The sequence below is a fragment of the Micromonospora lutea genome (genome assembly GCF_016863535.1).
Lineage (GTDB): Bacteria > Actinomycetota > Actinomycetes > Mycobacteriales > Micromonosporaceae > Micromonospora > Micromonospora lutea.
This window is the reverse complement of record NZ_BOPB01000001.1, coordinates 110,717-131,224: the sequence shown is the minus strand read 5'-3', so window position 1 is coordinate 131,224 and position 20,508 is coordinate 110,717. Positions and strand designations below refer to the sequence as shown.

Here is a 20,508-nt window from a genome sequence, read left to right as displayed (position 1 = left end):
TGAGCTACAGTGCCGCCATGCGCGCTCGTCTGTCCGACATCGCCCAGCAGGCCGACGTCAGTGAGGCCACGGTGTCGCGGGTGCTCAACGACCGCCCCGGCGTGGCACCCGAGACTCGGCAGGCCGTCCTGACCGCCCTCGACGTGCTCGGTTACGAGCGCCCCGCCCGGCTGCGCAAGCGCAGCGCCGGGCTGGTGGGTCTGGTGGTCCCGGAGTTGGACAACCCGATCTTCCCGGCGTTCGCGCAGATCATCGAGTCGGCCCTGGCCCCCACCGGCTACACCCCGGTGCTCTGCACCCAGACCCCCGGTGGGGTACGCGAGGACGAGTACGTCGAGATGCTGCTGGACCGACAGGTGTCCGGGATCGTCTTCGTCTCCGGCCTGCACGCCGACACCGCCGCCGACCATGACCGCTACCGCACCCTGCTCGCCCGCCCGCTGCCGATCGTGATGATCAATGGCTACGCGCCGGGCATTCCCGCGCCCTTCGTCTCCTGCGACGACCGGGAGGCCGCCGAGCTGGCCGTGGCCCACCTGGTGGCCCTGGGCCACCGGCAGATCGGCCTGATCACCGGCCCCGACCGCTTCGTGCCGGTACAGCGCAAGGTCAGCGGATACAAGTCGGCGATGGAGCGGCTCGCCGGCGTCGACGAGCACGAGCTGGCCGAGCTGACCGAGCTGTCGCTGTTCGGCGTCGAAGGCGGGGAGGCCGCCGCCGCCCGGTTGATCGAGCGCGGCGCCACCGGCATCGTCTGCGGCTCCGACCTGATGGCGCTCGGTGCCATCCGGGCCGCCCGACAGCGGGGCATGTCCGTGCCGGAGGACCTCTCGGTGGTCGGCTACGACGACTCGCCACTGATGGCCTTCACCGACCCGCCGCTGACCACCATGCGTCAGCCGGTGGCCGCCATGGCGGTCGCCGCGGTGCGGGCGCTGGTCGACGAGATCAACGGACACGGCGCACCGCACTCGGAGTACCTGTTCCGACCGGAGCTGGTGGTCCGTGGGTCGACGGCCGTGGCACGACAGGACGCCGGCGGTCCGAACGGCCCGGGCCGGCAACGGCCGGCGTCGCCAGCGCTCGTGGTCCCGGCGTGACCTAGCCCGCACCAGGAGCATCAGCAACCCCTCTTGCGCAAGAAATGCTTGACTCTTGCAGAGCCGGCGCGGCATCCTTCTCAGACACCCGTGCGTCCCCACCTTGCCAACGCCGGGTTGCCGCTGTCCCGCGCCACAGAACGGGGAACACCCGATGACCGTCAGCATCCCCTCGCCGCTGACCTCCGACGCCGACTGGTGGCGATCCGCCGTCGTCTACCAGGTCTACGTCCGTAGCTTCGCCGACTCCGACGGCGACGGCATCGGCGACCTCCAGGGCATCCGGCAACGTCTGCCCTACCTGCGTGACCTGGGTGTCGACGCGCTCTGGCTGACCCCGTTCTACACCTCACCCATGGTCGACGGTGGCTACGACGTCGCCGACTACCGCGACGTGGACCCGATGTTCGGCAACCTCGCCGACTTCGAGGCGATGATCACCGACGCTCACGCGCTCGGCCTGCGGATCATCGTCGACATCGTGCCGAACCACACCTCCGACAAGCACCCCTGGTTCACCGCGGCGCTGGCTGCCGCTCCCGGCTCCCCGGAACGTGCGCGCTACCTCTTCGCCGACGGCAAGGGCGACGACGGCGAGCAGCCCCCAAACGACTGGGAGAGCATCTTCGGTGGCCCCGCCTGGACCCGGGTTCCCGACGGTCAGTGGTACCTGCACCTGTTCGACCCCGCCCAGCCCGACCTGAACTGGCGGCACCCCGAGGTACGCGCCGAGTTCGAGGACATCCTCCGCTTCTGGTTGGACCGTGGCGTCGACGGATTCCGGATCGACGTGGCCCACGGCATGATCAAGGCCGAAGGGCTGCCGGACGTCGGCTTCAGCTCGATGAGCACCGGCCGGCGCCAGTCCGAGCTGCTCGGCAAGGGTCGGCTGCCCTACTTCGACCAGGACGAGGTACACGAGATCTACCGCGCCTGGCGGCCCATCCTGGACAGCTACCCGGGCGGTCGGATGGCCGTCGCCGAGGCCTGGGCCGAGACCCCTCAGCGGCTCGCCCGCTACATCGGCCCGGACGAACTGCACCAGGCTTTCAGTTTCGACTTCCTCGACGCCACCTGGTCGGCGGACTCGTTCCGAAAGGTGATCGACGCGGCGCTCGCCGAGTCGACAATCGTCGGCGCACCGACCACCTGGGTGCTGTCGAACCACGACCGGCAACGGCACGTCACCCGCTACGGCGATGGCGAGATCGGGCTGCGTCGGGCCCGGGCCGCCGCGCTGCTGATGCTCGCGCTGCCCGGCTGCGCCTACCTCTACCAGGGCGAGGAACTGGGCCTGCCCGAGGTGCTCGACCTCCCCGACGAGCTACGTCAGGATCCGGCCTTCCTGCGCACCGGCGAGAGCCGGGACGGCTGCCGGGTGCCGATCCCGTGGAACGGCGAGCTGGCACCGTACGGCTTCGGGCCCGCCGGCAGCGAGCTGAGCTGGCTGCCGGCCCCGACGACCTGGCGTGAGCTGTCGGTGGCCGCACAGACCGGTGCGCCCGACTCCACGCTGGAGCTGTACCGCTCGGCTTTGCGGATCCGTCACCGCCACCCGGCGTTGGCCGGCCTCGGCGGCATCACCTGGCTGGAGACCGGCCCGGGAGTGCTCGCCTTCGAGCGACGTGCCCGCGAGACCGTGCTGACCTGCGTGGTGAACCTCAGCGGCGCACCGGTGACGATCGACGGGTACGGCACCCCGCTCGTCGCCAGCGCGACGCTCACCGAACGCGACGGTGGACACCTGCTGCCGGTGGACGCGGCGGTGTGGTTCGAGCGGTGCTGAACGGGTAAGCCCGCCATCGACTCGGCCGTTCGGCGTGCTGCGCGCCGCCGGGCGGCCGGGCACGACCCCTTGTGGTGGGGGGTGCGACGGAGGCCGGTGCCCGGGGCGATCCCCCGGGCACCGGCCGCCGTGTGTCGTCCGGCGTACGGTCACGGCGACGACCGATGGTCAGCCCGGTTCGTGCTGGGCGAGCCGCCCACCCACTGCCCGGGTACGCAACGTGTCGAGATGGGTCCCTCACCCGGTCGCGCCCGGCAGGCGGGCGGCGACTCGGCGGAAGCCGGCGCGTAGCTCTGCCTCGCTCGGCGCGGGTAGCGGCTCCGCCGGGTGGTCGGGTTCGGTCAGCTCCTCGGCGACGAGGTCTTCGAAGTCGCCGTACAGGTCGGCCTGGTCGGTCCGGGCCGCGTCGTCGGCGGCAGCCACCTGAGCGGCGGCGATCTCGCTGCGGATCTGCTCCACCGAGACCGCCGGCACCAGCGGCTCCACCACCGCCATGAGCTGCTCCTGCGCCACCACCGCCTCGGCCAGCGCCAGCGCGTGCGGTCGCTCGTACGGGCCGCAGACCACCGCCTCCCACTCGTCGACGTCGCCGAGCGGCCCGAACGTGATGATCCACGGCAGGTCCAGCATCGGCGAATCGTCCGGCAGGTCCAGCGTCACGAGTGCCCCCACCCGCTCATCATGGTGGTCGTTCAGGCAGGTCGGACGCGAGTTCGACGCATCCCACCGGTCGAGGTGACATTGACGGTGACGACCGGTGGGCGTGGTCGGGCAGGTGACGGCGAGACTCAGCCCGCGCCATGCCGCCTCAGCCGGGCCGGGCGACGTCCAGAGCCGCCCGGACCAGGGACAACGCCCGATCCGATGGAACTCCCAGCCGGGCTGCCTCGGCGGCGTACCCGGCGGCCAGCCGCTGCAACCGGTCCACCGCGTCGTCGCGTCCGGGTGCGACGAAGGTGCCGTGCCGACCACGGGTCTCCAGCAGGCCCGCCGCCTCCAACTCGCGGTACGCCCGGGCCACCGTGTTCGCCGCCAGCCCAAGATCGGCGGCGAGCCGCCGGACGGTGGGCAGCTTCGCCCCGACCGGCAGCCGGCCCTCCCCCACCAACTGCGCGAGCTGCAAGCGCACCTGCTCGTACGGTGGCACCGGCGAACCCGGGTCGATCGCGATCTGCACCTCTGCTCCTTCCACCGGTTCAGCCGGCCCCGCCCGGAGCACCCGGATCGGTGTCCACGTCGATGTCGGTCGGTCGGGGGCGGACCGCCAGATCGACCACCCGCCCGCGGCGGCTGGTCGCGACCAGCGCGGCCCCGAAGAGCACCAGCTGGTTGAGCAGGTAGAGATAGACCAGCAGGCCGACAGCGGTGGCCACCACCGTGTACGCAGGATTGTGTTCGACCCGACCCACCCAGAAGCGGCCGACGGTGTTGAGCAGGGTGATGCCGACCGCGACGATCAGCACCACCGGTCGCAGCCGGGAACGACTCATTCGTAACCGGGGCACCGCTACCAGCAGCAACGTGGCGAGAACCGCGTTGACCAGCACGCTGAGCAGCGCGCTGACTGTGGTGAGCGCGAACGAACCGGTGCTGCGGAGCAGGAAACGCAGCAACGACTCCAACGCGTCCACGGCCGCCACCGAGAGGCCGAGCAGCACGAAGACGATCACCAACACGCCCAGGTCGACCAGGCGGCGCACGACCAGGTTGCCCGGATGCTGGTTGAGCCCGTGGATCAGCCGCTGCGAGGAACGGATCGCCTCCACCCACCCGATCCCGGTCAGCACCAGGATCAACAGACCGACCAGCCCGGCGGTGCCGCTGCTGTCGGCGATCTGGGTCGGATCGAGGAACGGCAGGTTCTCGCCGAGGAACTCCTCCGCCGCCGCGCTCACCTCGTCGTTGTCCTCCAGGATCGCACCGAAGATCGCGTACGCGACCAGAGCCAGCGCGAAGACCGCGAAGAAGCCGTAGTAGGCGATGGCAGCGGCCAGCCGACCGCCCTGCAGATCGGTGTAGAGCACCCCGGCACGCCACAGGTGACCGAAGGCCGGGGAGCGGCGACGCGCGGCTGTCAGCCGACGGTCGACGGCCGCCTCGACCCGACCCAGAACGTTCACGTCGTCATCCTCGCCGATCCATCGTCGCCGCGTCAGAGGTACCCGACGTGCCGGCTGGGACGGTCAGCCGCCCAGTCGGAAGTCCCGGCGTGGCTGCCACCGCGTCTCTCCGCTGTGCGAGAAGAGCGTGAAGTGGTCCACCTCGAACATGGCGGAGAAGTCCGCCAGGTCCTCGTACACCCGGTCCAGTGCCTCCGGCGCGACGTCCTGGGCCACCGTCACGTGCGGATGGTAAGGGAACCGAAGCTCCCGACGTAGCTGAGGGGCGGCGTTGATGGCAGCGGCGAGCAGTTCACATTCGCTGATGCCGGCGGCGACCGCGACGAAGACCACCTGGGTCACCGGCCGGAAGGTGCCGGTGCCCCGCAGGTGCAGCGTGAACGGAAGGTGCGCGGCGGCGACCCGGGCGAGGTGCCGTTCCACCCCCGGCAACGCCGTCACCGGAATCTCGGTCGGCCCGAGCAGGGTGACGTGGGCCGGCACGGTGTTGTGGTCACCGGCCTCCAACCGGCGTCGGGTCAGCAGACTGCCCCACGGTTCCGGGATGTCGACCGCGATGCCGATCTGGACACTGTCGCCGGTCACCGGCGCTCCGGGCCCCTGATCCACGCTCCGCGCCACCCCTTCGGCCATCGACCCCTACCCGCACCGCCGCCCTCGACCGGGCCGTCACTCACCGCGTACCGGCGGGAAGAAGCCCACCCGCTCGTACGCGGTACGCAGCGTCGGCGCCGCCACCGCGCGGGCCTTCTCCGCGCCAGCGGCGAGGAGCTTGTCCAACTGGGCCGGATCGTCGAGGTAGGAACGGGTCCGCTGCTGGATGGGGGTGACGAACTCCCGGACCACCTCGGCGAGGTCCTTCTTCAGATCGCCGTAACCCTTACCGACGTACGCCGAGACCAGGTCGTCGATGCCCCGCCCGCTCAGCGCCGAGTAGATGGTGAGGAGGTTGGAGATCCCGGGCTTGGTCGTCTCGTCGAAGACGATCTCCCGGCCGGTGTCGGTCACCGCCGACCTGATCTTCTTCGCCGAACGCGCCGGGTCGTCGAGCAGATCGACGATGCCGCCCGGCGACGAGGACGACTTCGACATCTTCGCGGTCGGATCCTGCAGATCGGTGATCTTCGCGGTGGCCTTGACGATGTGTGGCGCCGGAACGGTGAAGGTCCGGCCGAACAGCGAGTTGAACCGCTGCGCCAGGTCGCGGGAGAGCTCCAAATGCTGACGCTGGTCCTCACCGACCGGCACCGCATTGGCCTGGTAGAGCAGGATGTCAGCCGCCTGCAGGACCGGGTAGGTGAACAGGCCGACGCTGGACCGCTCGTTGCCCTGCTTCTGCGACTTGTCCTTGAACTGGGTCATCCGGCTGGCCTCGCCGAACCCGGTCAGGCACCCCAGCACCCACGCCAGTTGGGTGTGCTCCGGCACCTGGGACTGCACGAACAGGGTGCAGTGCTCCGGGTCCAGCCCGACCGCGAGCAGTTGCGCGGCGGCCACCCGGGAACGCTGCAACAGCACCTTCGGATCGTGCCCGGCAGTGATGGCGTGCAGGTCGACCACGCAGTAGAAGGCGTCGTGCGACTCCTGCAACGCCACCCAGTGCCGCACCGCGCCGAGATAGTTGCCGAGATGGAACGAGTCGGCCGTCGGCTGGATACCGGAGAAGACGCGCGGGCGGACGGGAACGTCGGACATGCCGACAATTCTGTCAGCTACGCCCGGCGTACGTCATGACGGGCCGGTGGGTCGGATCCGGTCGGCGCCGAAACCACCTCACGTCGCTGTTCGGGCAGCCGCGCGACGGTGACCGCGAGACGGGCCACCCGCCGGCCCTCCAGGGTCAGCACCCGCAGCAGCCAGCCACCGACCGGTACCCCCGCCGGTTCGGCGCAGACCGGTATCTCGTCGCCCGGCGCCGGCAGCCGCCCCAGCGCGGCCATCACGAACCCACCCACCGTCTCGTACGGTCCGGTCGGCAGGGGCACGCCGGTGCGTTCGGTGAAGTCGGCGAGGTTGAGCCGACCGTCCACCACCGCCGGAAGCCCGGTGTACGCAGGTTCGGGGGCGCCCGCGTACTCGTCATGGATCTCGCCGACCAGTTCCTCGATGAGGTCCTCACAGGTGACGATGCCGGCGGTGCCGCCGTACTCGTCGACCACCACCGCCAGGTGATGCCCCTCCCGTCGCATCTCGGTCAACGCGGCCAGCACCCGTTTGCTGGCCGGCAGCCGCTTGACCTCCCGGGCCAACTGCCCGACCGTGGTGCCGGGCTCCCGGTCCGGACCGAGCAGCAGGTCACGCAGGTGCACGACACCGACCACGTCGTCGTGGGTGCCGTCGACCACCGGATAGCGGGTGTGTGGACCGGCCCGCACCAGCGGTTCCGCCTCGACGATGGTCAGCGCCGCGGAGAGGAAGACCACCTCGGTGCGGGGCATCATCACCTCGCGCACCAGACTCTCCCCGGCCACCAGCACGTCGTCGATGATGCGCTGCCCCACCGGGTCGAGGACGGTGTTGGCAGCGACCAGATCCCGCAGTTCCACCTCGCTGATCCGTTCCCGGCCGGCGGCCGGGCCGGCGCCGAGCAGGTCGGTGACGAGCCGCAGGGCGCCGTCGGCGGCCCGGACCACGACCCGGGCGACCGCTCGGGCCAACGGCCCCGGCTGGCGGCGGTGCAGGTCGTGGCCACGCCGTCGGGTCATGCGCCGACGCGAGGCCCGCATGCAGTGATGGTAGCGAGCGACGCACCGTAGGGTGACCATCACGAGGCCGCGATTGCGGCCAGGCGGGAGGAAGCGACGTGAAACTGCTCGTCACCGGCGGGGCCGGGTTCATCGGCAGCGTGGTGACCCGGATGCTGCTGGACGCCGGGCACGAGGTGGTCGTGCTGGACGATCTGCGCACCGGCCACCGGGCCGCACTGGCCCCCGACGCCACCCACGTCGAAGCCGGCATCCAGGACGCGGCCGAGGTGCTCACCCCGCAGGCGGGCTTCGACGGCGTGCTGCATTTCGCCGCTCTGATCGCCGCCGGCGAGTCGATGGTCGCCCCCGAGCGGTACTGGCACAACAACACCGTCGGCACACTGGCGCTGATCGACGCGGTTCGGGCCGCCGGCGTACCGCGACTGATCTTCTCCTCCACCGCCGCCGTCTACGGCAACCCCACCGAGCTGCCCATCCCGGAGACCGCCGTCAAGGCACCCACCAACACGTACGGGGCGACGAAGCTCGCCGTCGACATGGCGCTCACCTCGGAGTCGATCGGGCACGGTCTGGCCGCCGTCTCACTGCGCTACTTCAACGTCGCCGGTGCCCACCTCGACGGTGACATCGCCCTCGGCGAGCGACACGACCCGGAAACCCACCTCATCCCGATCGCGCTGGAGGTGGCCGCCGGTCGGCGGGACAAGCTGCAACTCTTCGGCGACGACTACCCCACCGTCGACGGCACCTGTGTCCGGGACTACATCCACGTCTCCGACCTGGCTCGGGCGCACCTGCTGGCCCTCGACGCGGCCACCGGCGGACAGCACCGCATCTACAACCTCGGCAACGGCAACGGTTTCACCAACCGGCAGGTGGTCGAGGTCGTCCGCGAGGTCACCGGGCAGCCGGTGCCGGTCGAGGTGGCGCCACGCCGCGAGGGTGATCCGGCCGAGTTGGTCGCCTCCGCCGCCCTGGCCCGCGCCGAGCTGGGCTGGGAGCCCCGCAAGTCCACCCTGCACGACATGGTCACCGACGCCTGGGCCTTCTACCGCGCTCAGGTCCTGGACCGCCGGTGACCGCCCGCCCCGACACCGTGGCCGACCGCGCCACCATCTGTTTCCGACACGCGTACGGCCAGCCACCCGTCGGCCGCTGGGCGGCTCCCGGCCGGGTCAACCTGATCGGCGAGCACACCGACTACAACGACGGATTCGTGCTGCCGTTCGCGCTGCCGTTGCGTACCGTCGTCGCGGCCACGCCCCAGCAGACCGGAAGCTGGACGGTCTGCTCCGAGCTGACCGGCGAAACGGTCGGCTTCGGTGTCGACGAGGTGACCCGGCCCGGCCGGGTCACCGGGTGGGCGGCCTACGTCGCCGGGGTGGTGTGGGCGTTGCGGGAGGCGGGTCACCCGGTGCCCGGTGCCCGGCTGGCCATCGCCAGCGACGTGCCGCTCGGTGCCGGTCTCTCCTCCTCCGCCGCGCTGGAGGCCGCGGTTCTCGCCGCCCTGGTCGACCTGGGCGGGCTGGCGCTGACCGCCGAACAACAACCCCGACTGGCTCAGCGCGCCGAGAACCACTACGTCGGCGCACCCACCGGCATCATGGACCAGTCCGCGGCGATCCGCTGCCGCACCGGACACGCCCTCTTCCTCGACTGCCGCACCGAACAGGTCGAACACATCCCCTTCGATCTCGACGGTGCCGGTCTCGCGATCCTGGTGATCGACAGTCGAGCCCCGCACCGGCACGCCGACGGCGAGTACGCGGCCCGCCGCGCCAGCTGCGAGAAGGCCGCCGCCCTGCTTGACGTGCCCGCCCTGCGGGACGTGCCGGCGGCCGGACTCGACGACGCGTTGGCCCGGCTGCCCGATGACGAGATCCGCCGCCGGGTCCGCCACGTGGTCACCGAGGACCAGCGGGTACTCGACACCGTCGCGCTGCTTCGGGACGGACAGGTCCGGCAGATCGGGCCGCTGCTCACCGCCTCGCACGCCTCCATGCGGGACGACTTCGCCATCACCGTCCCCGAGGTGGACACCGCTGTCGAGGCCGCGCTGGCCGCTGGGGCGCTGGGTGCCCGGATGACCGGCGGCGGCTTCGGCGGCTGCGTGCTGGCTCTGGTCGAGGCGGACCAGTCCGACCGGGTGGGCGCGGCCGTGACCGCCGCGTACGCCGCCCGGGGCTTCACCACCCCCACCCTCTGCACCGCCACCCCCGCCGCAGGCGCCACCCGGCTGGACTGACCCGGCTCCGTCGGTCCGCAGCCGCTGGTCGGGAACAGCGCGATCCCGACCAGCAGCTGCTGGTCAGCCCTGGATTCCGGGACGGGTCAGGGGGTTTCGACGATCATGCCGGCACCGACGGTGCGGTTGGTGGCCTCGTCGATGACGATGAAGCCACCGGTGGTGCGGTTACGGCGGTACTCGTCGGCCAGCAGCGGAACCGTGGTCCGCAGCCGGACCCGACCGATCTCGTTGAGCCGCAGCTCGTTCGCCGACTCGTCACGGTGCAGCGAGTTGATGTCGAGACGGTAGTGCAAGCCCCGGACGATCGCCCGCGCCGCACGGGTCGTGTGCTTGATCGCGTACTTGCCGCCGACCTGCAACGGACGGGTCTCGTCCATCCAGCAGACCATCGCCTCGATGTCCTGTGCCACCGCCGGTGCGTTGTTCGGCCGGCAGATCATGTCGCCACGGGAGATGTCGATCTCGTTCTCCAGGCGTACCGTCACCGACATCGGCGGGAACGCCTCCGCGACCGGCCCGTCAGCGGTCTCCACCGCGGCGATCCGGCTGGTGAACCCCGAGGGCAACACCATCACCTCGTCGCCCGGCTTGAGGACCCCCGAGGCCACCTGACCGGCGTACCCCCGGTAGTCGGTGACCCTGGTCGACTGAGGTCGGATCACGTACTGCACCGGGAAACGGACGTCGACCAGGTTGCGGTCGCTGGCGATGTGTACCCGCTCCAGATGGTGCAGCAACGCCGGGCCTTCATACCAGGGCATGTTCTCCGAACGGCTGACGATGTTGTCGCCCCGCAACGCGGAGATCGGCACGACCGTCAGGTCCGGCACGTCCAGCTTCGCGGCGAACGCGGTGAACTCGTCGGCGATCCGTTCGAAGACCTCCTGCGAGAAGTCGACCAGGTCCATCTTGTTCACGCAGAGCACCAGGTGCGGCACCCGCAACAGCGAGCAGAGGAAGGCGTGCCGGCGGGACTGCTCGACCAGGCCCTTGCGGGCGTCCACCAGGATCAGCGCCAGGTCTGCGGTGGAGGCACCGGTGACCATGTTGCGGGTGTACTGGATGTGCCCGGGAGTGTCGGCGATGATGAACTTGCGCCGGGGCGTGGCGAAGTAGCGGTAGGCCACGTCGATCGTGATGCCCTGCTCCCGCTCCGCCCGCAATCCGTCGGTGAGCAGCGAAAGGTCCGTGTACTCGTCACCGCGAGCCGCGCTGACCGCCTCCACCGCCGCCAACTGGTCGGTGAACAGCGACTTCGTGTCGTAGAGCAGCCGACCGATCAGGGTCGACTTGCCGTCGTCCACGCTCCCCGCGGTGGCGAAGCGCAACAGGTCCATCGGTCGGCCCGGCGACTCGGCGTGGGCCGCCCCGAGGGTCTCGGTGGTCATCAGAAGTAGCCCTCCCGCTTGCGGTCCTCCATCGCGGCCTCGCTGACCCGGTCGTCCCCCCGGGTCGCACCACGCTCGGTGATCCGGGTCGCGGCGACCTCCTCGATGACCTTCTCGACCGTGTCCGCATCCGAGCGGACCGCCGCCGTGCAGGAGGCGTCGCCCACCGTGCGGTACCGCACCCGAGCCTTGAAGCGCTCCTCGCCGACCCGCGCCGACAGGAACTCGTTCACCGCGTAGAGCATCCCGTCACGCTCGACCACCTCGCGCTCGTGCGCGTAGTAGATCGACGGCAGCTCGATCCGCTCCCGGGCGATGTAGTGCCACACGTCCAACTCGGTCCAGTTGGACAGCGGGAAGACCCGGATCGACTCGCCCGGATGATGCCGGCCGTTGTAGAGCGACCACAGCTCCGGACGCTGGTTCTTCGGATCCCACTGGCCGAACTCGTCACGGAAGCTGAACATCCGTTCCTTCGCCCGGGCCTTCTCCTCGTCCCGCCGGGCCCCGCCGAACAGCGCGTTGAAGCGGTGCTTCTCCACCGCCTCCAGCAGCACCGGCGTCTGGATCCGGTTGCGCGTCCCGTCGGCGGCCTCACGGACCAGGCCACTGGCCAGGGCCTCCGGCACGCTGGCCACGACCAGTTGCAGGCTCAGCTCGGCGACCCGCCGGTCCCGGTAATCCAGCACCTCGGGAAAGTTGTGCCCGGTGTCGACGTGCATCACCGGAAACGGAATGTGGCCCGGCGCGAACGCCTTCTGCGCCAACCGGAGCATGACGATCGAGTCCTTGCCACCGGAGAAGAGCATCACCGGCCGCTCCATCTCGGCGACCACCTCACGCATCACGAAGATGCTCTCCGCCTCCAGCGCGTCGAGATGGGTGACCTGGTACGCAGCGCTGGTCATGACACCGGCTCGATTCGCTCAGTCATCCGCTTTCCAGACCTTTCCGGTCGGGGATGTCAGGAACAAGCGACAGGCTACCCGCAATGCCGCTGCAGCGCCGCAAGTAACCGGCTGGCGAGATCCTTGCGGCACACCAACAGGTCCGGCAGGCGCGGGTCCGCCTCGTTGTATTTCAGCGCAGAACCATCGATACGGGAAGCGTGCAGTCCGGTGGCCGTCGCCACAGCAACCGGCGCCGCCGAGTCCCACTCGTACTGTCCGCCGGCATGGATGTACGCATCCACCTCACCGGTGACCACAGCAGCGATCTTCGCCCCGGCCGAACCCATCGGCACCAACTGCGCCCCGACCTCCGCCGCGAGATCGGTGAGGAAGACCGGCGGTCGGCTTCGACTCGCCGCCAACCGCACCCGCTGCGCGCCACCGGCCGTCTCCGGCCTCATCGACGGAGCGGCCGGCGGAAGATCCGTACCCAGCACCCGGTGCTGCGCCGGCAGCCCGACCGCACCGGCGATCAGACCATGCGACGTCGTCGCGTCACGGGCCCAGAGCGCCACGTGCACCGCCCAGTCCGCGCGCCCCTCCTCGCTGAACTCCCGCGTGCCGTCCAACGGGTCAATGATCCAGACCCGGTCAGCGGTCAACCGCGACACCGCATCGGCGCTCACCTCGGCCGCCCACGCCAGCCGGGAGCCCTCGTCCTCCTCGGAGAGCACCGCGTCAGCCGGACGCCACCTCGCCAGCTCGGTACGGATCAGGTCGTGCGAGACCTTGTCCCCCGCCGACTTCAACGCACCGGCATCGGCGAAACCCATCTCCGCCCGCAGACCCAGCAACGCCTGCCCGGCACGATCCGCCAACCACCGCGCGAAAGCCCCGTCGCTCATCGGTGGACCGCCCATGCTTCCGCTCCCGTCGCCACGAACCGCGTACGCCGAGCGGCCGGCCCGGCCGACCGCCGAACCCGCACACTACCGGGCCATCGACGAATCCGACCCCGACAGTCCGCTCCTTGGCACCGGGCCGACGTCCCTCGTCGAGCCGGCACAGGAAGCTCGGCAGCCGCGCTAGCCCCCGTGGTACAGGTTCTGAGTAGGCTCCACACCCCGGTTGACCACGGATTCCACCACGTCCGCAGCCCGGTCCACCAGGAAGTCCAACTCCTTGCGCTCCACCGTGCCGAAATCCGACAGCACGTAGTCCGCCGGATCCTGCCGCCCCGGCGGACGACCGATGCCGAACCGCACCCGCACGTAATCCTTCGTGCCCAACGACTTCGACATCGACCGGAGGCCGTTGTGCCCGCCCTCGCCACCGCCGCACTTGACCCGAACCTGGCCATAACCGATGTCGAGCTCGTCATGCACCGCGACGACTCGCCCCGGCGGCACCTTGTAGAACTGCGCCAGACTGGCCACCGGCCCACCGGACAGATTCATGTAGGTCAGCGGCTTGGCCAGCACCAGTTTCGGCCCACCCAACCCCAGCCGCCCCTCGGCGACCTCCGCCATCGCCCGCCGATGCCGGCCGAACTTTCCACCCAGCCGGTCAGCCAGCAGATCCGCCACCATGAACCCGACATTGTGCCGATTACCCGCGTACTCCCGGCCCGGGTTACCCAGGCCGACCACCAGCCACGGCCCAGTCTCGTCCGTCACCGCCCGCCCCTCCCGCTCACACCAGCGGTCAACCACCCGCCGCGCAGCCGAACACCCGATACGCCGGCAGGCGCCCCCGAGAACCGGGGACGCCTGCCGCAAACTGAACCCGCGAGACGATCAGGCCTCGGTACGACCCTCGGTGCCCGCCTCGCCCTCGGCGGCCGGCTCCTCGGCAGCGCCCTCGGTGACCTCGCCGACCTCGGCCTCGGCCTCCTCGGTGGCCTCCTCGACCTCGGGCAGCGTCGCCTCCAGCTGCTCGGCGGTCGGCGCGGCGGTGATCGTCGCGATCGCCAGCTCCGGGTCGGCCGCCAGCTCCACACCCGCCGGCAGCGTCACGTCGGCGGCGGTGACCTGGGAACCCGCCTCGGCACCCTCGACTGAGGCCTCCAGGTGATCCGGCACCTTGGTCGCGTCGGCGGTCACCGAGAGGGTGTCCGAATCGTGCACGATCAGGGTGTCGCGCGCGGCCTCACCGGTGAGCTGCACCGGCACATCCACGGTGACCTTCTCGCCGCGACGCACCAGCAGCAGGTCGACGTGCTCGAACGTGTCCCTGATCGGGTCACGCTGAATCGCCTTCGGCAGCGCCAGCGCCTGGGTGCCGTCGCTGACGTCGATGGCGAAGAGCTGGTTCGCGCCACCCTTACGAATCGCGGCCGCGAACTCGCGAGCCGGGAGCGCGATGTGCTTGGGCTTCTCGCCATGGCCGTACAGCACGGCGGGCACCTTGCCGGCCCGGCGGGTACGGCGGGCACCACCCTTGCCGAACTCGGTGCGGGGCTCGGCGCTGATCTTTACCTCGGACACGGGGAAACTCCTGATGCTTCGCTGCGGCAGCTTGTCGTCTGGCGGTGCTGGGCGGGGGGCTCGCAGGGGCTCATGCGTCAGAAGACTGCCCGGAGCACCGCGTCGATCACGGTGCCTCCGTGCGGCGCTTCTCAGCGGCCCGCAGGGCACCCTCGCCGTGGCAACCGCACTAGTCTACCCGAGCGGTTTCCAAGCTTTCCGGCAGTCCCCGTACCCGCCCCGCACATCCCCGCCCGGCACCGGCCAGACGGCTCAGCCGTGAGCCGCGCTCAGCTCAGCCCACCGAAAAGGGTGGTCACCGACCCATCATCGAAGACCTCGCGGATCGCCCGGGCCAGCAGCGGCGCGATCGACAACACGGTGAGCTTGTCGAGCTGCTTCTCCGGCGGCAACGGCAGCGTGTTGGTCACCACGACCTCGCTGACCGGGCTGTTCTTCAACCGCTCCGTCGCCGGGTCGGAGAGCAACGCGTGGGTGGAGGCCACGATCACGTCCGCCGCCCCCGACTCCCGCAGGATGTCCGCCGCCTTACAGATCGTGCCGCCCGTGTCGATCATGTCGTCGACGATCAGACAGACCCGGTCCTCGACCTCGCCGACCACCCGATTCGCCACCACCTGGTTCGGCTTCATCGGGTCCCGGGTCTTGTGGATGAACGCCAGCGGGCAACCACCCAGCCGGTCCGTCCACCGCTCGGCCACCCGCACCCGGCCCGAGTCCGGCGCGACCACCGTCATCGGTCGGCCCGCGTACCTGCGCTGCACGTACTCGGCCAGGATGTCCATCGCGAAGAGGTGGTCCACCGGACCGTCGAAGAAGCCCTGGATCTGCGCGGTGTGCAGGTCGACGGTGAGAATCCGGTTCGCCCCGGCCGTCTTCAGCAGATCAGCGATCAACCGTGCCGAGATCGGCTCCCGACCACGGTGCTTCTTGTCCTGCCGCGAGTACGGATAGAACGGCAGGACGACCGTGATCCGCTTGGCCGACCCACGCTTCAACGCGTCGACCATGATCAAAGTCTCCATGATCCAGGTGTTCACCCCGTGCGTGACCGACTGCACCACGAAGGCGTCCGAACCACGTACCGAGTCCTTGAACCGTACGAAGATCTCGCCGTTGGCGAATTCGTAGGCGTCGGCCGGCGTCGGCGCGACGCCGAGCACCTCACCGATCTCCTTGGCCAGCTCCGGAAAGCCACGTCCGGAAAAGAGCATCAGGCTCTTGCGGTTTTCGGCGACGATGCTGCCCATGGGCCCGTCTGCTCCCGTATTCGGTAGGCGGTACCCGGCCTGCGGTGGTGGTCGGCCGGGGACTATTCGGTTGCAGTATCTCCCGCCCCGGCCGCACCGCCCACTGACTCGGCGGTGCCGTGGATTGCCTCACCTTGACTTGCGGAGGACGGCCCGACCGGAGCACCCTGCGCACCCCGCAGGGCACGCTCGGCCGCCTCGGCGGAGGCCGAGCCCGGACGCTTGCGCGTCACCCACCCCTCCAGGCTGCGCTGTTCCGCCCGGCTGACCCCCAACGCGCCCGGAGGAACGTCCTTGCTGATCGCGCTCCCCGCCGCCACGTACGCCCCGGCACCCACCTCGACCGGCGCGATGAGGCTCGTGTCGCAGCCCACGAAAGCCGCCTCGCCGACCACGGTGCGATGCTTGTTCACGCCGTCGTAGTTCACGAAGATCGTCGCCGCGCCGATGTTCGCCCGCGCCCCGATCGTCGCATCGCCCACGTACGACAGATGGGGCACCTTGGCACCGGCACCCACCTCGGAATTCTTCACCTCGACGAACGTGCCGACCTTGGACCGCTCCGCCAGCCGCGCGTCCGGCCGCAGGTACGCGTACGGTCCCACGCTGGCGCCCGACCCCACCTCGGCGCCGACCGCGTGGCTGCGCAGCACCGTCGCGCCCGGCCCCACCACCGTGTCGATCAACGTCACGTCCGGCCCGACCACCGCGCCACTGCCGACCACCGAACCACCACGGAGCTGGGTGTTCTGATCCACCACCGCGTCGCGGTCCAGGGCCACCGTCACGTCGATCCAGGTGGTCTCGGGGTCGAGCAGACTGACACCGGCACGCATCCAACGCTCGTTGACCCGGTCGCGCAGCAGTCGACGCAGCGCCGCCAACTCCACCCGATCGTTGCAGCCGAGCGTCTCGGTGTGGTCGGCCGCCAGATGCACTCCCACCGGCTCGCCCGCGGAGACCAGCATCTTGAAGACGTCGGTGAGGTACTCCTCGCCCTGGTCGTTGTCGGTCGACAGCTTGCCGAGCACGTCCCGCAGCCGAGCCGCGTCGAACGCGTAGATGCCCGCGTTGATCTCCCGAACGGCCAGCTGGGTCGGGGTCGCGTCACGCTGCTCGACGATCTGTTCCAACCGACCCGCTGCGTCCCGCACGATGCGTCCGAGCCCGGTCGGGTCCGGCACCTCCGCGGCGAGCACGGTCGCTGCCGCCCCCTCGCCCTCGTGCGTCGCCACCAGCTCCACGACCGTCTCAGGTCGTAGCAACGGCACATCACCGTTGAGGACCACCACGGTGCCGGTGACCTCCGGGGCGGCCTCCAGCGCGATCCGCACCGCATGACCGGTACCGAGCTGTTCCGCTTGGTGGACCGCGATGGCCTCCGGTGCGATCTCGGCGAGATGGGCACGGACCTGGTCCGCACCGTGCCCGACCACCACCAGGGTGCGCGCCGCCTCCAGCGGATCGGCCGCGTTGAGCACATGACCCACCAGGGTCCGGCCGAGCAGCGGATGCAGCACCTTGGGCAGCGACGACTTCATCCGCTTGCCCTCACCGGCGGCAAGCACGACGACGGTACGGGGCTGGGGCTCGGACACGACGTGGCTCCCGTCGGAACGCGGACAGTCTCGCGGCCATGCTAACCAGACAATCCGGCCTGGTCGGCAGAGGCGCGATGATCGGCAGTGGCGAGCATCTGCTGGGGTGCCTGGATTCGAACCAGGAGCTCAAGGCTCCAAAGGCCTGCGGGTTGCCGTTACCCCACACCCCATTGACATGTCAAGCCGACGGACCGCATCCACCGACGAAAGTGTGTGCAGCCGACCGGAACAGCTCGGCGATCATACCCTCTATTCGCCAGTAGAGCTCGCGGCTACGCGGCACGTTGATCACAAGACAGCCTCGGTACCCGTCACCGGTATTCAAGCGGGCGGTTGTGGGGTTGTGCTTCTTCAGGCTCGCCCGGCGGAAACGCTCAAGTGGCACGCCCAACTCGGTCGACCACCACTCAGCCGCCGCGTCCGGGTCAGCAGTCTCGTGGATACTCACCCGGTAGGTCGGTACGGCGCGGTCGACGCCGCAGGCTTCGAGGAAGCGCAGGAAGAGCGAGAGCAACCCCGGATCGCTGTTGACGAACTGAACATGGTCATCACGACGCCATGGCTTCGATTTGGTGCCCTCACACCAGTAGATCGCCGCTCCGAGCAGGAGCAGATCACGCTCATCGAGCTGGCCGACCACCCGCGCGGCGAGCGCGTGCGTCTCCGCTTGGGCCCTGTCCCGTGCCGCACGGTGGGCCGCCCACCGAGCGTCGGTCATGACCTTCGAGTGTGCTCGCCGGCGCTCCAGCTCCTCCTCGCGGTTCCGGGTGAGCGGGAGGTGCCGGACCCAGAGGTACGCCGTCGACCGGCTCACCTCCAGCCGTCGGGCGATCTCCGGGACCGATTGCCCCGTCGACCGAAGCGCGACCGCCTCGGCGCGCAGGTCGTCCTTTGCCCTGGGACGCCTTGTCCGCGCCGGCGCGGGAACGCCCCGCAGCAGCTCGGGGATCCGGTTGCGGCCAAGGCCCGTGCGGGCGCGGATCTCACGGACCGACAGCTGCTCCTCGGTGCGCAGCCGGCGCACCTCGGCAGCATCGAAACCAGTCATGCGGTGCAGGTTAGGGCGGAGGTACGACACCTCGGGCATTCATTCGCATCGCTGCGTGATGTGATCTACCGCAGCCTTAAGTTACGGTGACGTAGGCGTAGATTAGCGATTCGACGTTTCTGTGAGGTGCCATGTCCAACGCCCTTCTCGACCCTCACTCGACCGGCCCCAAGCCCCTCACCCAAGGCACCCAGTCACGCGGCATCCTGATCGCGCTGTGGTCGTTCGTGGTGATCCCGTTCGCGGCGCTGATCGCCGCCGTACCGGTGGCCTGGGGTGGCTGGCTCAGCTGGGTCGACGTGGGCATCGCCGCCTTCTGGTACGTGGTGTCGGGTCTGGGTATCACGGTCGGCTACCACCGCTACTTCACCCACGGCTCCTTCAAGGCGAAGCGGTGGCTACGCATCGCGATGGCCGCCTCGGGCTCGCTCGCTGTGCAGGGGGAGATCATTCAGTGGGTGGCCGACCACCGGCGGCACCACGCCTTCTCCGACCTGGAGGGGGACCCGCACTCGCCGTGGCGGTTCGGCGAGAATCTGCGCGGACTGGTGAAGGGGCTGTTCCACGCGCACATCGGGTGGTTGTTCGGCCGGGAGTTGTCCAACCGGGAGCGTTTCGCGCCGGACCTGTTGGCCGACCGCGACATCCGACGGATGGACCGGTTCTTCCCGGTGCTGGTGATCGTCTCGGTGCTCGGGCCGGCGGCGATGGGCTGGCTGTTCACGTGGTCCTGGCAGGGGGCGTTGACCGCGTTGTTCTGGGCTGGTCTGGTCCGCATCTCGCTGCTGCACCACGTCACCTGGTCGATCAACTCGGTGTGCCACGTGTACGGAGAACGGCCGTTCATGATGCGCCAGGGTGACCGGGCGGCGAACTTCTGGCCGCTGGCGCTGGTCTCCTTCGGGGAGAGTTGGCACAACCTGCACCATGCCGATCCGACGAGCGCCCGGCACGGTGTCCTGCGGGGGCAGATCGACATCTCAGCCCGGGTGATCTGGCTGTTCGAGAAGATGGGCGCGGCGTGGGACGTGCGTTGGCCGAAGCCCGAACGGATCGCGGCGAAGCTGGCGAAGCCGGCGGCCTAGCAGCCGTACCGGACACCCACCCCGCAAGTTACCTGGCAGTATGTTCGGGTGAACGGGCGGCAAGCAGGCAGCATCCCACGACAGGGCGTCGCCGAGCGCCAGCGAGGTGACGAGATGGTCGAGGCTCCCAACGAGGGCGGCAAGCGGCGGCGAGCGGTGCCCGCGGCGGCCAAACCGACGCCCCGGGTACGCATGTCCGCCGCGCAACGTCGGGAGCAGTTGATCTCGATTGGTCGGCAGATCTTCGCCGAACGCGGCTTCGACGCCACCTCCATCGAGGAGGTGGCGTCGCGCGCGAAGGTCTCCAAGCCGGTGGTCTACGAGCACTTCGGTGGCAAGGAGGGGCTCTACGCGGTGGTGGTGGATCGGGAGGTCCGGTCCCTGCTGGACCGGATCACCACGGCGCTGACCGCGGGTCATCCGAGAGAGTTGCTGGAGCAGGCCGCGCTGGCCCTGCTCGGCTACATCGAGGAGGAGACCAACGGCTTCCGGGTGCTGGTGCGGGAGTCGCCGGTGCTCTCGGCGAGCGGCAACTTCAGCAGCGTGATGAACGACGTCGCGCACCAGGTGGAGCACATTCTCGGCGCGGAGTTCTCCAGTCGGGGGTACGACCCGAAGCTGGCCGAGTTGTACGCGCAGGCGCTGGTGGGCATGGTCGCCCTGACCGGCCGCTGGTGGCTGGAGGTGCGTAAGCCGCGTAAGGAGACGGTCGCCGCGCACCTGGTGAATATTTCCTGGAACGGGCTGTCGCATCTGGAGGCGAAGCCCGGTCTGATCACCGTGGGCGGGCGTTGACCC

20 protein-coding genes and 1 tRNA gene are annotated in these 20,508 nt (G+C 69.9%); 6 read left to right on the top strand and 15 right to left on the bottom strand.

The features are described 5' to 3' along the window. The first annotated feature begins 17 nt into the window (after window positions 1-17). Window positions 18-1,100 carry a LacI family DNA-binding transcriptional regulator gene (locus tag Vlu01_RS00650; protein ID WP_203990883.1) on the top strand — a complete coding sequence of 361 codons (1,083 nt, stop codon included), beginning with the start codon at window positions 18-20 and terminating at the stop codon, window positions 1,098-1,100. A gap of 154 nt (window positions 1,101-1,254) precedes the next feature. Further along, window positions 1,255-2,886, top strand: a complete 1,632-nt coding sequence (locus tag Vlu01_RS00645; RefSeq protein WP_203990880.1) for a glycoside hydrolase family 13 protein — start codon at window positions 1,255-1,257, stop codon at window positions 2,884-2,886. 237 nt (window positions 2,887-3,123) lie between these two features. On the opposite strand, the gene Vlu01_RS00640 is transcribed toward Vlu01_RS00645, so the two are convergent. The 6 genes from Vlu01_RS00640 to Vlu01_RS00615 form a co-directional block, all read right to left on the bottom strand. Continuing rightward, window positions 3,124-3,558 carry a hypothetical protein gene (locus Vlu01_RS00640; RefSeq protein WP_203990877.1) on the bottom strand — a complete coding sequence of 145 codons (435 nt, stop codon included), beginning with the start codon at window positions 3,556-3,558 and terminating at the stop codon, window positions 3,124-3,126. A gap of 136 nt (window positions 3,559-3,694) precedes the next feature. Then, window positions 3,695-4,063, bottom strand: coding sequence for a GntR family transcriptional regulator (locus tag Vlu01_RS00635; protein ID WP_203990874.1), 369 nt, complete (start codon window positions 4,061-4,063; stop codon window positions 3,695-3,697). A 19-nt stretch (window positions 4,064-4,082) separates the two neighbouring features. Further along, window positions 4,083-5,006, bottom strand: a complete 924-nt coding sequence (locus Vlu01_RS00630; RefSeq protein WP_203990870.1) for a YihY/virulence factor BrkB family protein — start codon at window positions 5,004-5,006, stop codon at window positions 4,083-4,085. 63 nt (window positions 5,007-5,069) lie between these two features. Beyond that, entirely contained in the window at window positions 5,070-5,639 is a 570-nt protein-coding gene (locus tag Vlu01_RS00625; RefSeq protein WP_203990867.1) for a 2'-5' RNA ligase family protein, read from the bottom strand. A 36-nt stretch (window positions 5,640-5,675) separates the two neighbouring features. Further along, window positions 5,676-6,701 carry a tryptophan--tRNA ligase gene (gene trpS, locus Vlu01_RS00620; RefSeq protein WP_203990864.1) on the bottom strand — a complete coding sequence of 342 codons (1,026 nt, stop codon included), beginning with the start codon at window positions 6,699-6,701 and terminating at the stop codon, window positions 5,676-5,678. Between the two features lie 17 nt (window positions 6,702-6,718). After that, window positions 6,719-7,732 carry a hemolysin family protein gene (locus Vlu01_RS00615; protein WP_203990861.1) on the bottom strand — a complete coding sequence of 338 codons (1,014 nt, stop codon included), beginning with the start codon at window positions 7,730-7,732 and terminating at the stop codon, window positions 6,719-6,721. 77 nt (window positions 7,733-7,809) lie between these two features. Here Vlu01_RS00615 and galE point away from each other — a divergent pair, with 77 nt between their 5' ends. Both galE and galK read left to right on the top strand, forming a co-directional pair. Beyond that, complete coding sequence (gene galE / locus Vlu01_RS00610; protein WP_203990858.1) at window positions 7,810-8,793, top strand: UDP-glucose 4-epimerase GalE; 984 nt, start codon at window positions 7,810-7,812, stop codon at window positions 8,791-8,793. Then, entirely contained in the window at window positions 8,790-9,959 is a 1,170-nt protein-coding gene (gene galK, locus Vlu01_RS00605) for a galactokinase (RefSeq protein WP_239095609.1), read from the top strand. The genes galE and galK overlap by 4 nt, the downstream gene beginning before the upstream one ends. Before the next feature lie 86 nt (window positions 9,960-10,045). On the opposite strand, the gene cysN is transcribed toward galK, so the two are convergent. The 9 genes from cysN to Vlu01_RS00560 form a co-directional block, all read right to left on the bottom strand. Beyond that, window positions 10,046-11,350 carry a sulfate adenylyltransferase subunit CysN gene (gene cysN, locus Vlu01_RS00600; protein ID WP_203990855.1) on the bottom strand — a complete coding sequence of 435 codons (1,305 nt, stop codon included), beginning with the start codon at window positions 11,348-11,350 and terminating at the stop codon, window positions 10,046-10,048. After that, complete coding sequence (gene cysD, locus Vlu01_RS00595) at window positions 11,350-12,258, bottom strand: sulfate adenylyltransferase subunit CysD (RefSeq protein ID WP_203990851.1); 909 nt, start codon at window positions 12,256-12,258, stop codon at window positions 11,350-11,352. The genes cysN and cysD overlap by 1 nt, the downstream gene beginning before the upstream one ends. A gap of 74 nt (window positions 12,259-12,332) precedes the next feature. Beyond that, window positions 12,333-13,160, bottom strand: a complete 828-nt coding sequence (locus Vlu01_RS00590; RefSeq protein ID WP_203990848.1) for an inositol monophosphatase family protein — start codon at window positions 13,158-13,160, stop codon at window positions 12,333-12,335. Between the two features lie 165 nt (window positions 13,161-13,325). Beyond that, on the bottom strand, window positions 13,326-13,916 hold the full coding sequence (gene pth, locus Vlu01_RS00585; protein WP_203990845.1) for an aminoacyl-tRNA hydrolase: 591 nt from the start codon (window positions 13,914-13,916) through the stop codon (window positions 13,326-13,328). Window positions 13,917-14,036: 120 nt separating this feature from the next. Next, a complete protein-coding gene (locus Vlu01_RS00580) occupies window positions 14,037-14,726 on the bottom strand; it encodes a 50S ribosomal protein L25/general stress protein Ctc (protein ID WP_203990842.1) in 690 nt (229 codons plus the stop codon). Window positions 14,727-14,995: 269 nt separating this feature from the next. Beyond that, on the bottom strand, window positions 14,996-15,976 hold the full coding sequence (locus Vlu01_RS00575; RefSeq protein WP_203990839.1) for a ribose-phosphate diphosphokinase: 981 nt from the start codon (window positions 15,974-15,976) through the stop codon (window positions 14,996-14,998). Window positions 15,977-16,038: 62 nt separating this feature from the next. After that, complete coding sequence (glmU, locus tag Vlu01_RS00570) at window positions 16,039-17,574, bottom strand: bifunctional UDP-N-acetylglucosamine diphosphorylase/glucosamine-1-phosphate N-acetyltransferase GlmU (protein WP_203990836.1); 1,536 nt, start codon at window positions 17,572-17,574, stop codon at window positions 16,039-16,041. 101 nt (window positions 17,575-17,675) lie between these two features. After that, window positions 17,676-17,747 (bottom strand) — tRNA-Gln (locus Vlu01_RS00565). Between the two features lie 8 nt (window positions 17,748-17,755). Continuing rightward, a complete protein-coding gene (locus Vlu01_RS00560; protein WP_203990833.1) occupies window positions 17,756-18,625 on the bottom strand; it encodes a helix-turn-helix domain-containing protein in 870 nt (289 codons plus the stop codon). A 131-nt stretch (window positions 18,626-18,756) separates the two neighbouring features. Here Vlu01_RS00560 and Vlu01_RS00555 point away from each other — a divergent pair, with 131 nt between their 5' ends. Both Vlu01_RS00555 and Vlu01_RS00550 read left to right on the top strand, forming a co-directional pair. Further along, window positions 18,757-19,710: an acyl-CoA desaturase gene (locus Vlu01_RS00555; protein WP_203990830.1), complete on the top strand. Its 954-nt coding sequence runs from the start codon at window positions 18,757-18,759 to the stop codon at window positions 19,708-19,710. Between the two features lie 114 nt (window positions 19,711-19,824). Further along, on the top strand, window positions 19,825-20,505 hold the full coding sequence (locus Vlu01_RS00550) for a TetR/AcrR family transcriptional regulator (RefSeq protein ID WP_203991604.1): 681 nt from the start codon (window positions 19,825-19,827) through the stop codon (window positions 20,503-20,505). Window positions 20,506-20,508: the final 3 nt, after the last annotated feature.

What these genes read in the sequence shown, in the direction of transcription:
- Vlu01_RS00625 (WP_203990867.1), bottom strand. Translation starts at nt 5,639, where the DNA reads ATGGCCGAAGGGGTGGCGCGGAGCGTGGATCAGGGGCCCGGAGCGCCG.
- Vlu01_RS00575 (WP_203990839.1), bottom strand. Translation starts at nt 15,976, where the DNA reads ATGGGCAGCATCGTCGCCGAAAACCGCAAGAGCCTGATGCTCTTTTCC.
- cysN (WP_203990855.1), bottom strand. Translation starts at nt 11,350, where the DNA reads ATGACCACCGAGACCCTCGGGGCGGCCCACGCCGAGTCGCCGGGCCGA.
- Vlu01_RS00615 (WP_203990861.1), bottom strand. Translation starts at nt 7,732, where the DNA reads ATGCGGGCCTCGCGTCGGCGCATGACCCGACGGCGTGGCCACGACCTG.
- cysD (WP_203990851.1), bottom strand. Translation starts at nt 12,258, where the DNA reads ATGACCAGCGCTGCGTACCAGGTCACCCATCTCGACGCGCTGGAGGCG.
- trpS (WP_203990864.1), bottom strand. Translation starts at nt 6,701, where the DNA reads ATGTCCGACGTTCCCGTCCGCCCGCGCGTCTTCTCCGGTATCCAGCCG.
- Vlu01_RS00645 (WP_203990880.1), top strand. Translation starts at nt 1,255, where the DNA reads ATGACCGTCAGCATCCCCTCGCCGCTGACCTCCGACGCCGACTGGTGG.
- Vlu01_RS00555 (WP_203990830.1), top strand. Translation starts at nt 18,757, where the DNA reads ATGTCCAACGCCCTTCTCGACCCTCACTCGACCGGCCCCAAGCCCCTC.
- Vlu01_RS00550 (WP_203991604.1), top strand. Translation starts at nt 19,825, where the DNA reads ATGGTCGAGGCTCCCAACGAGGGCGGCAAGCGGCGGCGAGCGGTGCCC.
- Vlu01_RS00560 (WP_203990833.1), bottom strand. Translation starts at nt 18,625, where the DNA reads ATGACTGGTTTCGATGCTGCCGAGGTGCGCCGGCTGCGCACCGAGGAG.
- Vlu01_RS00650 (WP_203990883.1), top strand. Translation starts at nt 18, where the DNA reads ATGCGCGCTCGTCTGTCCGACATCGCCCAGCAGGCCGACGTCAGTGAG.
- Vlu01_RS00590 (WP_203990848.1), bottom strand. Translation starts at nt 13,160, where the DNA reads ATGGGCGGTCCACCGATGAGCGACGGGGCTTTCGCGCGGTGGTTGGCG.